12 protein-coding genes are annotated in these 13,999 nt (G+C 74.2%); 5 read left to right on the forward strand and 7 right to left on the reverse strand.

Annotated elements, in window-relative coordinates; genetic code table 11:
• Positions 1-22: 22 nt before the first annotated feature.
• Complete coding sequence (locus tag BJ961_RS16845; RefSeq protein ID WP_271413652.1) at positions 23-3,742, reverse strand: S8 family peptidase; 3,720 nt, start codon at positions 3,740-3,742, stop codon at positions 23-25.
• A gap of 336 nt (positions 3,743-4,078) precedes the next feature.
• On the opposite strand from BJ961_RS16845, the gene BJ961_RS16850 reads away from it, so the two are divergent.
• Positions 4,079-5,407, forward strand: a complete 1,329-nt coding sequence (locus BJ961_RS16850; protein WP_271413653.1) for an SGNH/GDSL hydrolase family protein — start codon at positions 4,079-4,081, stop codon at positions 5,405-5,407.
• Positions 5,408-5,421: 14 nt separating this feature from the next.
• Here the strand turns inward: BJ961_RS16850 and BJ961_RS16855 are convergent, their stop codons facing one another.
• Positions 5,422-6,045 carry a TetR/AcrR family transcriptional regulator gene (locus BJ961_RS16855; RefSeq protein ID WP_271413654.1) on the reverse strand — a complete coding sequence of 208 codons (624 nt, stop codon included), beginning with the start codon at positions 6,043-6,045 and terminating at the stop codon, positions 5,422-5,424.
• 84 nt (positions 6,046-6,129) lie between these two features.
• Between BJ961_RS16855 and BJ961_RS16860 the strand changes: the two genes are divergently transcribed.
• Positions 6,130-7,074, forward strand: coding sequence for an aldo/keto reductase (locus tag BJ961_RS16860; protein WP_271413655.1), 945 nt, complete (start codon positions 6,130-6,132; stop codon positions 7,072-7,074).
• A 36-nt stretch (positions 7,075-7,110) separates the two neighbouring features.
• On the opposite strand, the gene BJ961_RS16865 is transcribed toward BJ961_RS16860, so the two are convergent.
• The 3 genes from BJ961_RS16865 to BJ961_RS16875 are packed head-to-tail and all read right to left on the reverse strand — an operon-like array spanning position 7,111 to position 8,814.
• Positions 7,111-7,644, reverse strand: coding sequence for a TetR/AcrR family transcriptional regulator (locus BJ961_RS16865; RefSeq protein WP_271417068.1), 534 nt, complete (start codon positions 7,642-7,644; stop codon positions 7,111-7,113).
• 22 nt (positions 7,645-7,666) lie between these two features.
• Positions 7,667-8,503 carry an alpha/beta fold hydrolase gene (locus tag BJ961_RS16870; protein WP_271413656.1) on the reverse strand — a complete coding sequence of 279 codons (837 nt, stop codon included), beginning with the start codon at positions 8,501-8,503 and terminating at the stop codon, positions 7,667-7,669.
• A gap of 59 nt (positions 8,504-8,562) precedes the next feature.
• The gene (locus BJ961_RS16875; protein ID WP_271413657.1) at positions 8,563-8,814 is read right to left on the reverse strand and encodes a hypothetical protein; all 252 of its coding nucleotides are present in this window, start codon (positions 8,812-8,814) and stop codon (positions 8,563-8,565) included.
• A 251-nt stretch (positions 8,815-9,065) separates the two neighbouring features.
• On the opposite strand from BJ961_RS16875, the gene BJ961_RS16880 reads away from it, so the two are divergent.
• Positions 9,066-10,016, forward strand: coding sequence for a DUF6807 domain-containing protein (locus tag BJ961_RS16880; protein WP_271413658.1), 951 nt, complete (start codon positions 9,066-9,068; stop codon positions 10,014-10,016).
• Positions 10,017-10,045: 29 nt separating this feature from the next.
• Complete coding sequence (locus tag BJ961_RS16885; RefSeq protein ID WP_271413659.1) at positions 10,046-11,065, forward strand: homoserine dehydrogenase; 1,020 nt, start codon at positions 10,046-10,048, stop codon at positions 11,063-11,065.
• A gap of 27 nt (positions 11,066-11,092) precedes the next feature.
• On the opposite strand, the gene BJ961_RS16890 is transcribed toward BJ961_RS16885, so the two are convergent.
• Both BJ961_RS16890 and BJ961_RS16895 read right to left on the reverse strand, forming a co-directional pair.
• Positions 11,093-12,082 (reverse strand): NAD(P)-dependent alcohol dehydrogenase, encoded by a 990-nt coding sequence (locus BJ961_RS16890; protein ID WP_271413660.1) that lies wholly within the window; start codon positions 12,080-12,082, stop codon positions 11,093-11,095.
• Between the two features lie 88 nt (positions 12,083-12,170).
• On the reverse strand, positions 12,171-13,043 hold the full coding sequence (locus tag BJ961_RS16895) for a GNAT family N-acetyltransferase (RefSeq protein WP_271413661.1): 873 nt from the start codon (positions 13,041-13,043) through the stop codon (positions 12,171-12,173).
• 169 nt (positions 13,044-13,212) lie between these two features.
• On the opposite strand from BJ961_RS16895, the gene BJ961_RS16900 reads away from it, so the two are divergent.
• Positions 13,213-13,959, forward strand: coding sequence for a DUF1838 family protein (locus BJ961_RS16900; RefSeq protein ID WP_271413662.1), 747 nt, complete (start codon positions 13,213-13,215; stop codon positions 13,957-13,959).
• Positions 13,960-13,999: the final 40 nt, after the last annotated feature.

Genomic DNA, 13,999 nt, shown 5'->3' on the forward strand with positions numbered 1-13,999 from the left:
ACCCCTGCCCGGACGGGCGCCGCTACCGGCGTACCGCGTAGGCGCGGCGCACCGTCTGCCGCACCGAGTCGCCCGCCGCGTCCCGCGCCGTGACGCGGAGTGTGACCCACGCGTCCTGGTGGGCGGGCGGCGCGATCGAGGCCCGGAAGGCGTTGCGGCCGTGCCCGTGCGTGCGCGCCGTCGTCCAGGTGCGGCCGTCGTCGTAGGACGCCTCGACCCGGACGCTCACGCCCCGCGGAACGGAGAGCCCGTCCTGGGCGCGGACCCGCACGTCGACGCGGTGCGCACGGGTGCCGCGCACCGTGTTGGACACGTCGACGGGCACGTCGTAGTCCAGTTGGAGCAGCGACAGCGGTGTGGCCGTGCCCGTCCGGCCCGACTCGAAGGACCAGGACGTGCTGGTGGCCACGCCCCTCGTCCAGTCGTCCGAGCGGCGCGAGGTCTCCATGTCCAGCCGGTAGCGGGCGCGTTCGGCCGGGACCGCCACGTTCTGCCAGGCGCTCCCGACCTCGTCCACCCGCTTGCCGTCCCGGTACAGCACGGCGCTCGCGGCATCACCGCCGGCGAGCGGCGCCCAGTGCCCGGCCTGCGCGTCGGTGAACGCCGGGACCCTCAGCCGCAGCACGTTGCCGTCCCGCACGGTGGGCGTCGTGGTGCCGGCGGGGATCGACGGCCGGACGACCGCGCCCTGCCAGGTCTCCCGGGGCCGCACGCCGGCCCGGTAGGTGCGCGGAGCGTCGCGCATGCCGGCGACGAGCGGCTGGTCCACGTCGAACGTCGTGGTGTGGTGCACCAGGTGCTGCCAGGCGGTGTCGCCCGCGCTCACGTACTCGGTGCGCTCGAAGCCGAGCGGCACGAACCGGGTGTACTGCAGCCAGGCCGTGTTCTGGTACGGCCGCCAGCCGAAGCGCTGCTCACTCGCCCACCCCGTGACACCGTTGTCGGCGTAACCGGCGCGAACGACCGCGCTGTTGCGCGCGGACACCGTGTGCACGACCTTTCGGGGCACCTGCTGCTCGGACACCTGCATCACGTCGTACAGGTACGGGCTGCGCGCGGTGCCGGTGAACTCGACCGAGGTCGAGCCGCGGGCGATGCGTGCGCGCAGCTCGGCGCCCGTGCCCCTGCCGATGCGCAGCGTGGGCAGGGCCGTACGGTCGCCCGTCGGCCGCCAGCGGGTCCAGCCGGTGTCGTTGAAGTGGATCAGGATCACCGCACGGACCCCGGCCGCGGCCGCCCGCTCGACGAGGGCCCGCTCACTGGCTCCGCTCGGGTTGTCCACCACCGCGGCCTTCCCGCGGGCACGGCTGAAGTCGGCGTTCGCCGCGTCACCCGCGTCGACCGCGGTCAGGGTCGCGCCGCGCTCGGGCAGAAGCGGCGAGGAGGGCATGTAGTAGGCACCCAGGTCGAACCCGGTACGGGAGACCTGCGCCCGGACGAGCGGGGCGACGAGCTGCCAGCGGGAGGCGAACTCGAAGGTGCCCTCGGTGACCTCGGACGTCGGGCTGATGTACAGCCGCTTGGCGATGTCGAAGTACATCGTGCCCTGCGTCAGGCTGCGGCCCCCGATCTCACGGTAGGTCTGGTAGCTCAGGATTCCGCGCTGCTCCGCGGGCCGGGGCGTGCGGATCTCCACCGGAACCGTCCTGCGGGCGTCCAGGGTGACGGTCATGTCCTTGGTGACCCTCACCTCGGGCAGCACCACGTGGCGCAGTTCCTGGCCGTCCCCGGCCGACGTGGTCCAGCTGGTGTTGAGCTGGTAGACACCCTCCTCGACCTCGGCGACCGCCGCGGCGGGGTCGGTGTAGCCGACGAAGCCCTCCGCGCCCCAGATGGTCGGCAGATCGGCGACCTGCCTGCCGTCCTTGTCGATCGTCTTCACGGTGATCCGGTGCGTGGGCCCGTGCACCACGAGGCTCACCGTGGTGTGCGCGGCCACCGAGCCGTCGGCCGCCCTGGCGGTGACGTACCCGTAGAACTTGCCCTGCCCGGCACGGGCGGGATCGACGGTCAGCGGAACCTCGGCCGAGGCGCCGGCCGGCACGCGCACGGAGCCGGAACCGAGCCGCGCGGCTCCCTCGGCGGGCGCCTTGCCCCCTTCGGTGGCCAGCTCGACGGCGAGCGAGAGGGTGACGTCCTCGTCCGAGGAGTTCGTGTACGTCACCCGGGAGGTCACGGGCGTGGTGTCCTGCGAGGTGAACGGGCCCATGACGAGGGTGCCGGTGGCGGTCACGGCGCCGAGCCCGGCGGCGCGCACGTCGATGCGCCCACCGCCCTGTTCGGTGACCTTCTGGCCGTCCACCGTGACCGCGGTGCTGATCAGGGCGTCCTTCAACTGCGCGGCGGTCCAGTCCGGATGGCGCTGGGCGACCAGCGCCGCCGCGCCCGCCACATGGGGAGTGGCCATCGAGGTCCCCGAGGCGGCGGTGTAGTGCTCGTCGACCGGGTCGCCCATGGCGGAACCGGCCGCGCGTGCGGCCACGATGCCCACCCCGGGGGCCGTCACGTCCGGCTTCACCGCGTCGTCGCCGAGCCGGGGGCCGCGGCTGGAGAACGGGGCGAGCGAGTCGTCCCGGTCGACGGCCCCGACGGTCAGGGCGGCGTCCGCGGCGCCGGGCGAGCCGACGGTGCGAGGCCCCTGCTCACCCTCGTTGCCGGCGGCCACGACGAAGAGCGTGCCGGTCCTCGCGCTGAGGTCGTTCAGGGCCCGGCTCATGGGATCGGTGCCGTCGGTGGCCCCCGAGGAGCCGAGGCTCATGTTGACGACGTCGGCGCCCTGGTCCGCCGCCCACTCCATGCCGGCGATCACCTGCGACTCGCTGCCGAAGCCGTCGTCGCCGAGGACCTTGCCGACCAGCAACCGCGCGGCGGGCGCGACACCCTGACGGCTTCCGCCGGACGCGGCTCCGCTGCCCCCGACGATGGAGGCGACATGCGTGCCGTGCCCGAAGACGTCCCCGGTGCCGGAGCTGCCGGAGAAGTCCTCGGCCGCGACGACCCGCCCGGCGAGGTCGGGATGGCTCTGATCGGCCCCGGTGTCCAGGACGGCGACCTTGACCCCCTCGCCGCGGGAGCCCGCCGACCACACGTCCGGGGCGCCGATCTGGGCCGTACTGCGGTCCAGCGACGCGCCCACCCGGCCGTCCAGCCACACCCGCGGGGCGCCGGTCGCGGCCTTCGCCCGCGGCCCGGCGGACGTGACGAGCTGCTTCCAGAACCGGCCGAGGTCGTCGTCGCCGACCCGCACCGCACGCGCGTCGATGCTGTCGAGTTCGCGGACCGGCGCGTCGTGCGCCAGCTCGGTCAGGGCGTTCACTGAGGAGGCCGCCACTCCGGGGGCCTGTTCCACGATGAGCGGGAGCGCGTCGGTGTGCGCGGTGTCGTACCGCTGGGCGATGAGCGCCGTCACGTCGAACAGGTCCCGGTCCAGCCGCCCGGCGGCCACCAGGGCGTCGGCGTCGGACGGCAGGACCGTCACGTGGCCGTCCTGCTCCAGGGTCCGGAAGAGGAGGCCCCGCCTGCCGGGGCCCGGTGCGACGGACGCGGCCTGGCGGCCGTCCGAGGTCCGCGTGACCGTCACACTGTCACCGGTGATCAGCTTCACCGTCGCCGCGCCGGGCTCCGACGGGCTCGTGACGGCGTCCCGACCGGGCGCGGCCGCCCACGCGGGTACGGGTGCCACGGCGCCGGCGGCCAGCGCCAGACCTGCCGATATCGCTGACAACAGGCGGATCCGTCTCATCAGTGCGCTGCCTTCCCATGCGTCGGATGCGCGTTCACGCGTTGGTCCCGCGTTGGTCCACGCGTTGGCCAGAATGAACGTGCGGAAGTCGGGAAGTCATGCGATTCCCGTGGCACAGGTGGGACATGTCGCAAGCGCGACACCGCTCCGCCCCGTGCGGTCTGCCGCGACCGCCGCGCCGACGGCCGCCCTCCGCAACGCGCCCTCGGGGGAGCGGGGTTGGTGCGCGAGGTGTGCGTGGCACCGCAGCGCCGCGAGTGGCGTGGGGCGGGGCAGCGCCGGGGAAGGATCCAGTGCTGCACCCGTGCCGTCACGTCGGAAAGGCAGGCATCGTCCATGCACCGTCTTCTCGCCCGAGTACTCGGTAGTGCCCAGGCGCCCCCGGCCCGAGGGGTCGCGGCCGTCCTGGCCCTGACCCTGGCGTCCTCCGTCCTCGCCGCGTCCGCCGGCAGCGCAGCCGCTCCCGCGGACAGCGGCTCGGACCGCCGCCCGGGAGCGGGCGCCTGGTTCACGTCCTGGGCCGCCTCGCAGCAGAGCGTGGCGCCCACCCCGCTGCGCGACCAGTCGATGCGCATGATCACCCACCTGAGCCAGGGGGGTGACGCGATCCGCATACGCGTCCAGAACACCTTCGGCGAGACACCGCTCACCGTCGACGCGGCGACGGTGGCGCACAGCGGCGGCGAGGACGCCGCGACGGAGGACCGCCCGCGTCCCGTCACGTTCGACGGCCGTCGCGAGGTCGTCGTGCCACCCGGCGGCGAGGTGTGGAGCGACACCGCCGCGCTCAGGACGTCGGCGCAGGACGACATCGCGGTGTCGCTCTCCGTCTCCGGCACCGTGGCTCCGGGCCGGCACGACAGCGCCTTCCGCACCAACTACCTGACCCCGCCCGGCTCGGGCGACCACACCGGCGACCCGGCCGGTACCGCGTTCACCGAGACGACCGGCTCCACCTACCTGGTCAGCGCCGTCGACGTGCGCAACCCGCGCCTGCGGGGCAGCCTCGTCGCCTACGGCAGTTCGGTGGTCGACGGCACCGGGTCGACCGACTGCGGCCCGGGGTGCAGCCGTCCGGGCGCCGACCTGAGGTGGACCGACGACCTCGCCCGCCGGATCACGTCGGAGCTCCCCGCCGCACGGCAGTTCGCCGTCGCCAACGCGGGGATCGGCGGCACCACGAGCGCCGCGACCTGCCCGGGCATCGGGGACGCCGTCCGCGGCCTGGACGCGTCGGCCCGGCTGGAACGCGACGTCCTGTCCCTGCACGGAGTGACCGGAGTCCTGTACTACTACGGGACCAACGACCTCCCGGCCGGCTGCGACGCCGCGCGGATCGAGGCCAGTTACCGCGACGTCTTCCAGCGGCTGCGGGCCGCCGGGATCAAGGTGTACGTCACGCCCATCACCCCGCGCCCGGGCTACACCGACCAGAACAACCGCGACCGGCACGCCGTGGGCACGTTCGTCTCCAAGTGGAACAGCTGCGGCGGCACCTGCGACGGAGTCCTCCCCTTCGACCAGGTGCTCGAAGACCCCGTACGGCCGAACAGCATCAACCCGCCGTACGACACCGGCGACGGGGTCCACGCCAACATCGCCGGCCAGCAGGCCCTCGCCGACATCGTCTCGCTACCGATGCTGGCGGCGTCGGCCCGCCGGTGAGGCTCCCGTCCGGCTCATGAACTCCTCTGCGGGCGCAGGGCGTCGACGACGAGGGCGAGCAGGCGGTCGGTACGCTCGGGCTCGTCGTCGGCGGCCGTGGAGAGAAACACGCCGAGCAGCATCGCGGTGACGTCGTCGGGCGCGACATCCGCGCGGAGCGAGCCCGCCCGCACTCCGGCCGCGAGGATCGAGCCGATCGCGGCGGTGATGCGCTCGCGGGTGGCGGCCGTCGCCACGCGTCCCGAGGCCCAGCCGCTGTGCAGGGTGTTGAGCATGGCGCGCTTCGTCGCGACGAACGCCGCGTAGCGCCGCAGCCACGCGCGCAGGGCGCGCTCGGGCGGCAACTCGTCCAGCAGCGCGGCGGCGGCGTTCGTGACGTCGTCCAGTTCGGCGGAGTAGACGGCCTCCACCAGCGCCTCGCGGGTGGGGAAATGCCGGTAGAGCGTGCCGATGCCGACGCCCGCCTCGCGGGCGATGCCCTCGAGGGGGACGGTGTCGTCCGCCGCCGTGAACGCGGCCCGTGCGGCGGCGACGAGGTTCTCGCGGTTGCGCCGCGCGTGCGCGCGCAGCGGGCGCGCGGCGGGGGCCAGCCGGTCGGGCCGATCGGCGGCAGGGTTCGGTTCCTGGTCCGGACTCAAAGCGGAGGGTCCTCCGGTAGTGCTACAGTCGGTTTGGCGGAGGGTCCTCCGCTTCTGTCATCTTCCCACGAGGACGGACATCCCATGACGTCAACCGGCACCCCCTCCTCCCCTCTCGCGGCCGCCGGGACCCCTCGCCCCGGCGGAGCGGGACAGCTCGCCGGCCGCACCGTCTCACGGATCGGCTACGGCGCGATGCAGCTCGAACGCCTGCGCTCCGACCGTGCCGCCGCCGTCGCCCTCGTACGCCGTGCGGTGGAACGCGGCGTCGACCACCTCGACACCGCCCAGTTCTACGGCGACGGATTCGTCAACGAGGTCATCCGCGAAGCCCTGCGCCCCGCGGACGACGTCGTCGTCGTGAGCAAGGTCGGCGCCGATCCCGACCCCGGCGGCCCCCTCCCGCTCCGCCCCGCGCAGCGGCCGGAGGAACTGCGGGCGAGCGTCGAGGACAACCTCAGGAGCCTCGGCACCGACCGGATCGCGGTCGTGAACCTGCGCCGCCTCGACACCGGCCCCGGCCTGCGCGCCGAGGGCGACCAGGTGGTCGCCCTCGACGACCAGCTCGCCGTGCTGACGCGGATGCGCGACGAGGGCAAGATCGGCGCGATCGGGCTGAGCAGCGTGACCCTGGACGGGCTGCGCCGTGCCCTCCCCGCGGGCGTCGTCTGCGTGCAGAACGCCTACAGTCTCGTGAGCCGCGACGACGAGGACATGCTCACGCTGTGCTCCGCCGAGGGCATCGCCTGGGTGCCCTACTTCCCCCTCGGCGGCGCCTTCCCCGCCATGCCCAAGGTCGCCGACGAGCCCGCGGTCCACACCGCGGCACAGGCCCTCGGCGTCACGCCGGCCCAGGTGGGGCTCGCCTGGCTGCTCCGCCACGCCCCGAACGTCCTGCTCATCCCCGGTACCGCCGACCCCGGCCACCTGGACGCGAACATCGCCGTGGGCGGGATCGCCCTGGACGGGGAGGCGCTCGCCGCGCTCGACGCCGTGCGGAGCCGCTCCGCCGACGTCCCGCTCGGCTGACGCCGGACCCGTCGCCTCGCCCCGGCGGCAGCATGGTCACAGGGTGCGCAGGCCCCGGTCCGCGAAGGCGATGAGCCACTCGAAGCTCTCGTCGACGTCGGTGCTCCACTGGAAGCCGTGCCCCGCCTGCAGCGTGGCGAAGCCGTGGAAGAGGCTGCGGAGCAGGCGCAGCGCGTGGTTCACGTCGCGGTCCTCGATGTCGTAGCCGCGCAGGACCGCGGTGAACGCGACGAGCAACCGCTCCCCGGCACGGGCCAGCGGGTCGTCCGGACCCGACGGTTCCACACCGATCGTCGCGGCGTACCGGCCGGGATGCTCCAGCACGAAGGCGCGGAAGGAACGCGCGGCGGCCGCCAGTGCGTCACGGCCCGCACGGCCCTGGACCGCGCCGCCGACGGCGTCGGCGGCCTCGGTCAGGGCCAGGGCCGCGATCCGCCGGTTCAGGTCGTCCTGGCCTCCCACGTGCTTGTACAGGGAGGGGGTGCGCACGCCGACCCGCTCGGCCAGCAGGCCCATCGTCAGGTTGGCGAACCCCACCTCGTCGGCCAGGGCCGCGCCGGCCCGGACCACGGCCGCCGGATCCAGGCCCGCCCTAGGCACGGGCGGCGTCCGAGTGGAGGAAGGCCAGCACGAGCGCGACCACCCGGTCGGGGAACTGGTCGTGCGGGTAGTGGCCGGCGCCCTCGATCATCTCGAGACGGCCGAGCCCGGACGGCAGGGCCTCGACGACCGCCGTCCCCTCGGCGTGCGGATCGGCCCAGTCGGGGTCCAGTGTGCCCATCACGACAAGGACCGGGCGGCGGACGTTGCCCAGTTGGGCGCCGGCGTCGGTGGGCGCGCTGCGGCCCATGGCCTGCATGGCCTTCATCCGGCCCGGCTCGCGCAACCGGGACTCGATCCGCCCGAGCCGCTCCGCCCAGCCGGCCGGCTTCACGCCCGGGTACGCCACGTCGAGGTACGAGAGCCAGAGCGGCAGACTGCCGAACACTCCCGCGCCGAGCAGGCGCAACATGCCCTGCCGGAACCGCTTCACCCGCAGGTCGCCGAGTCGGACCGACTGCTTGCGGGTGAACGGCGCCAGCTCGACGACCGAGGTGATCAGCGAGGGCTCCCGCGCCGCGGCGATGGTGGCGGCGCCGCCCGAGACGGAGTGGCCGACCAGTACGGCCGGACCGCCGAGATGCCGGATCAGGGCGATCAGGTCACCGGCGATGTCGGTGCGGCTCCAGGCCGGCCAGTCGACGCTCGACTCGCCGCAGCCGCGCAGGTCGACCGCGGCGACCCGGTAACCCGCCGCCACCAGCTGCGGGACCACGGCGCGGTACGCGTCGCGGCTGTCCCCCATGCCGTGCGCGAGCACGATCAGCGGTCCCGAACCCGTCACCTCGTACGCGAGGGTGCCGCCGTCGACGGCAAGGTACTCGGTCATGTCACTCCCCGGTGTGGCTAATAGCATTAACTAAAAGCTACTGCCATTAGCCAACGCTGTCAACGGGGTGGCCGGAGCCCGCGGTCCGCGGGGGAGCGTCGTTCCGCCGCACGCCGTACGGCCGACTCCACCTCCTGGCGGGAGAGGCCGTTCTCCTCCGCGAAGGCGGCGACGCCCTGGGCGAGTGCGGCGGTGGCGTCGGACCAGACCGCGAGGGCTACCGTGGCGTTCTCGCCGCGGTTGTTGCGGTAGCGGTCGTCCGCGGCCTCGACGGCACGTCGGAGTTCGATGAGACGTCTCGGAATTTCCATGGTCGAAAAGCCTAGGGCGGCGTGGTGCGCGTCACAGGGTCTCGTCGAGCGGGAGCGCTCTCGGCGAGGGCACTTCTCGTTGCCCCCGCCGGTGCCCACGCGGCCCGGTGGCTACCTCGAACCGCCGAACGCCTTGCCGGGGTTGACCTCGCGGTCGCGTGCCGGTAACAACGTGGGGCGCCGTGATAGCAAGCGGTTGCTATGCCCCCCCGCGAGGGCACCGGCCGGCCGCTCCGAGAAGAGGACCACGCATGACGCTCTCCCTGACCCACGTCCACGGTGACCGCATCACCGTGGCCCACGGGCCGGCCGGAACCGAGCTGTTCTCCTACGTGTACCGCCCCGAAGCCGACTGGGAGGCGCCCAAGCCGTACCTCCACCCGCTCCGGACCCTGTCCGGCGCGGTCGTCACCGACTACCGGCCCCACGACCACCGCTGGCACAAGGGGCTCCAGCTGACCGCCTCCCACCTCTCCGGACAGAACCTGTGGGGCGGCAACACCTATGTGCGCGGCGAGGGTTACCTCGCCCTGCCCGAAAGGGTCGGTTCGATGGCCCACGCGGGCTTCGGGAACGTCGACGCCACAGCGGACCGCGCCGTCATCGCCCAGAAGCTGACCTGGCACCCGCACGGCGGCGAACTCTGGGCGGAGGAGGAGCGCCGCATCGAGGCCCGCGACGTCGACCCGGGGACCGGCAGCTGGACGCTCACCTGGACGTCGGCGGTCACCAACCGCCGTGACGAAGCACTGCGGTTCGGCAGCCCCACCACCCACGGGCGCCCCGCCGCCGGATACACCGGACTGTTCTGGCGCGGCCCCCGCGCCTTCCGCGACGGCCGCGTCTTCACGGCGGAGCCCGCCGTGCCGCCCGAGTCGCCCCAGTCGTCCGAGACCGGTCCGATGGGCTCCCAAGCCGCCTGGCTGGCCTACGTCGGTGAGCACGACGGGCGGGACGGCCACGCCACCCTCGTCTTCGAACACGCCCCCTCCAACGACCACCTGGGAACGGAGGGCACCCACCCGGCACACTGGTTCGTACGCAGCGCACCCTTCGCCGCGGTCGCCCCCTCCTGGGCCTTCCACGACGAACTCGTCCTGCCGCCCGGCGAGACCCTCGCCCGCTCCTACCGCGTGGTCGTCGCCGACGGCGCCTGGGACCGGACGCGCGTCGCCGCCCACCTGGCCGGGCTCACCTGGTGACCGGGGACATGTGAGAGGATCCCAGGCCCATGGGCGAAGCGACGGATGAAGAGACCGGGGCCGACGTGGTCCTCTCCGGGTACGGACCGGTCGGGCAGGCGTTCGTCGACCGGCTCGCCCGGCACGGGGACGCACTCGCACACCGCTACGGCGTACGGCCGCGCGTGGCCGCCGTGCGCGCGAGCTCGGCCGAGTGCCGGCCAGAGAGCGACGGATCGCTGCCGCCGCGCCCGTGCTGGGGTCCACGGCAGCCCCTGGACGAGACGTTCGAGGAAACCGGCGCGCGCGTCTTCGTGCAGGCCGTCCCGTCCTCGCCCGAACTGCGGCGGTACGCAGCGCTGGAGGCCGTGACCGCGCTGCGCAGGGGAATCCACGTGGTGACCGCCACGAAGAGCCACCTGCTCACGCACTGGCGGGAACTCGACGCGGCCGCCCGGTCCGGCGGTGCCATGATCAGGATCTCCGGTGCGACCGGAGCGGCGCTGCCCGCGGGCGACCTGTCGCGCACGGCGCTGCGCGGGCTGGACTGCCGCACGATCCGGGCGTGCCCCAACGGCACCGTCACCTTCGTGCTGGACCGTCTCGCCCGGGGCGACTCGCTGGACGACGCGATCCGGGCCGCGAGGCTCCGGGGGATCGCGGAGGCGGATCCCTCGGCGGACCTGTCGGGCGAGGACGCCGCCACCAAGGTACGGCTGCTGGCCGCGCTGACCTGGGGCTGGGACCCGGCGACGGTGCGCGTGCGGGCCGAGCCGGTCGACGCGGGCACCGCCGGCCGGGCGGTGGACGCCCGCTCGCGCTCCCGGCGCCTGCGCGCGGTCGCCGTCGCGTCGGCGGACGAACCCCTCCTCGTACGCGTACGACTGGAGGAGACCGAACCCGGCGACCCGCTCCACGCCCTGGCCGGTCCCGAGAAGGCCGTGGTCTTCGGCTGCCCCGACGCGGGCGACGTGACCGTCAGCGGCGGACGGTCGAGCCCGCTGGGAGCGGCCCTCGCCCTCGTGAAGGACACCATCGAGGCAACGGCTCCTCGCACGGGGTTTCGCTGAAGGGCGCGGACCGGCTCCGCCGCCGGCCTACGGCAGGGTGATCACGGTCTTGCCGCGGGCGTGGCCCTCCTCGACGTGCCGTAGCGCCTCCGCGGCGTCGGCCAGCGCGTAGGTCCGGCCGACCACCGGGGTGAGCTGCCCGGCCTCGACGAGCGCGGTCACGGCGAGCAGGTCCTCGTGGGCCGGCCCGTCCGGGGTCGCCGGGAGGATCGGACGCAGCCGGTGCCGGACGACGGCGTCGACCGCCGCGAGCCTCAGCATCGCGCCGACCGCCCCGAACACCCGGCCGGGCGAGCCCCCGCCGTTGGCCACCAGGACGCCCGCCGGGGTGAGCACCCGGCGCAGCCGGCCCAGCGGGTGGTTGCCCACGTTGTCCAGGACGACGTCGTAGCGCACACGTCCGTCGGTGAAGTCCTCGCGGGCGTAGTCGACGACGTGAGTGGCACCCAGCGAGCGCACCAGATCGGCATTGCGGGCGCTGCACACTCCGGTGACCTCCGCGCCCAGGACCGCCGCGATCTGCACGGCGAAGGCGCCGACTCCGCCGCCCGCCCCGTTGACCAGCACCCGCTGCCCGGACCGGACCCGGCCCACGGTCCGGATACCGCGCAGGGCGGTCACGGCGCCCATCGGAACGGCCGCGGCCTGCTCGAAGGTCAGGGCGTCGGGCTTGGGCACGAGCAGGTGCTCGGTGGTCCGCGCGAGCTCGGCGAAGGCCCCCGGACAGAAGCCCAGTACGGGATCGCCGGGCCGCAGCCCCCGCACCCCCGCGCCGACATGCTCGACCACCCCGGCCGCGTCGACCCCGGCCACCCGGCACCTCGGCCGGGTGAGCCCCATGCCGCCCAGCAGTCGCGCCGCGTACGGGTCGCCCCGCAGCATGTGCCAGTCGTACGGGTTCACCGCGGCGGCGTGCACGCGCACCAGTACCTGGCCGTCCCCGGCGCGAGGCGGCTCGATCTCCCGCAGCCGCAGGGTGTCCGGCGGGCCGAACCGCTCCTGGACCACTGCTCTCACAGCCCTGCCACCATCCCCTCGGGACGCCCCGGGACCGCCGCTCGCGGGTCGCGCGGTGAGGGCACCGTAGGGGCGCGGCACCCGCCCGTCAACGGCAGGGTTCGCGGGTGAACCGGTAACCGGTGAAGTCGGCCAGCGGGAGGTAACCGAGGCGCCGGTAGAGGGCGTTGCTGGTGAGGTTGGCGGGATCGGTGAACAGCACCACCTCCGCCGCGCCCGCGGCCCGTGCGGCCCGGCTGACCTCGGCCGTCACGGCTCCCGCGTAGCCGTGGCCCCGGGACCGGGCGGGGGTGTAGACGGGGTCGATCCGGACCTGCCCGCCGACCAGCGGGTTCGACCCCGCCATGGAGACGGGCGTACCGTCCGGGGTCTCCCAGAAGGTGTAGCGCTTCTCGGCGAAGCGCGTGTTCGCCCAGGACGCGGCGTCGATCGTCACGGTCTCGCCGACGTCCGCGGCGAACTCACGGCACCAGCGCATCAGCTGCTCGTGCTCCCGCTCGCCGACGACCCGGCCCCGGCCCGCCGCGACGGGCTCGGGCGGGGTGAGCGTGCCGAGCCGGTGGAGGCGGGCTCCCCAGACGCGCACCGGCGCGGCGCCGGTCCTGCGCCGCCACGCCTCGGCGAACGCGGTGGCGGTGTCCTGGTCCGCGAGGACACCGGAGGGACCGCGGCCGAGGCCGGCCAGGTGGGCGGCGAGGGAGTCGGCCTGCTCGGGGGAGAGGAAGGTGAGGGTCAGCCGTCGGGTGGGCGGGCGGAGGAACACGGCGCGGACCTCACCGCCGGACTCCAGCCGGCCGAAGACGGTGGCTCCCGGACCGAACGCGTCCGCGCCACGCGTGCGCAGCTTCTCGACCGCCGTCAGCGGCGTGGTGTGCAGGGCGGGGCGCGAGCGCAGGAAGTCCCATGCCCGGGCGAGGAAGTCGTCGAGGTCTTCGGTGAGGTGCCACGCGTCCGATCGCATGCCTCATGATTTCCGGGGCGCCCGGCCCGCGCCAGGGGCGGGTGTCGTCGTCACCCGCGGTGAGGACCGCCGCCTCCGGCGCGTGCCCCACCGCCGCTTCCGGCCGATTTCCGGCCCCGTCCCGGGTGTTCGCCACCCGTCGCGGCGCCGGCCGCGCAGAGTACGTCCCATGACGACACCCGCGGAGCTGCTCCGCTCCCTCGCCCGCACCCGTGCCTCCCTCGACGGCGAGGAGGTCACGTACTGGTGGTCCGGAAGCGTGTACACCTGGTCCCCCGACGAGCCCTACGAGCGCGCCTTCGGCTTCGAAGGCGTCAACGTCGCCCGCCTGGTCCAGGACGCCGGGGACGGCCCGGACTCCTACCGGCTGCTCACCCGCGAGGCCGCCTTCTACCTCGACCCCGTCACCGGCGAGATCCTGGAGACCTGGCGGGGCCTGCCGGTGGTGCACATCTGGAACGACCCCGCCAACCAGAAGTGGCGTCCCTTCCCGATCCCGACGACCGATCTCGGCGGACAGGTCTGCTTCAGCCTGGAGATCCCGCTCGCCTACCCGTCGCCGCTGCCGGTGGCGCAGTACCCGCTCCACTCGGCGGGCGACACGTACAGGGCCCTGGAGCTCTTCCAGTTCTTCGCCCGCCGCGCGGACCTGGCCGGCGCCGCCCCCAGCGTCCCGGCGACCATGTCCTGGACGCGGATGTCCCCCTGGGCCCCGTGGATGGCCCGCGGCCAACGGCCCGGCGGCCTCACCTACCACTGTCGGGGCCGCAAGCTCGGCTCGTACACCGAGGTGCCCGAGCGCACCCGCGGCCACATCGCCGACCACCACCCGGAGTTCGCCCGGGCCCCGGAGAAGTGGAGCGAGCCGAACGAGACGAGCTGGACGTACTTCCGGAAGCTCAACCCGCCGGAGTGAGCGCGGCCTCCCGAACCCCGGGCGGAGGCGACCGGGAAGA

Origin of the sequence: Streptomyces lienomycini, from assembly GCF_027947595.1 — a bacterium.
GTDB classification, from domain to species: domain Bacteria; phylum Actinomycetota; class Actinomycetes; order Streptomycetales; family Streptomycetaceae; genus Streptomyces; species Streptomyces lienomycini.

Coding starts and splice junctions, on each gene's coding strand:
- BJ961_RS16845 (WP_271413652.1), bottom strand. CDS start 3,742: ATGAGACGGATCCGCCTGTTGTCAGCGATATCGGCAGGTCTGGCGCTG.
- BJ961_RS16895 (WP_271413661.1), bottom strand. CDS start 13,043: ATGCGATCGGACGCGTGGCACCTCACCGAAGACCTCGACGACTTCCTC.
- BJ961_RS16885 (WP_271413659.1), top strand. CDS start 10,046: ATGGGCGAAGCGACGGATGAAGAGACCGGGGCCGACGTGGTCCTCTCC.
- BJ961_RS16860 (WP_271413655.1), top strand. CDS start 6,130: ATGACGTCAACCGGCACCCCCTCCTCCCCTCTCGCGGCCGCCGGGACC.
- BJ961_RS16850 (WP_271413653.1), top strand. CDS start 4,079: ATGCACCGTCTTCTCGCCCGAGTACTCGGTAGTGCCCAGGCGCCCCCG.
- BJ961_RS16875 (WP_271413657.1), bottom strand. CDS start 8,814: ATGGAAATTCCGAGACGTCTCATCGAACTCCGACGTGCCGTCGAGGCC.
- BJ961_RS16880 (WP_271413658.1), top strand. CDS start 9,066: ATGACGCTCTCCCTGACCCACGTCCACGGTGACCGCATCACCGTGGCC.
- BJ961_RS16900 (WP_271413662.1), top strand. CDS start 13,213: ATGACGACACCCGCGGAGCTGCTCCGCTCCCTCGCCCGCACCCGTGCC.
- BJ961_RS16870 (WP_271413656.1), bottom strand. CDS start 8,503: ATGACCGAGTACCTTGCCGTCGACGGCGGCACCCTCGCGTACGAGGTG.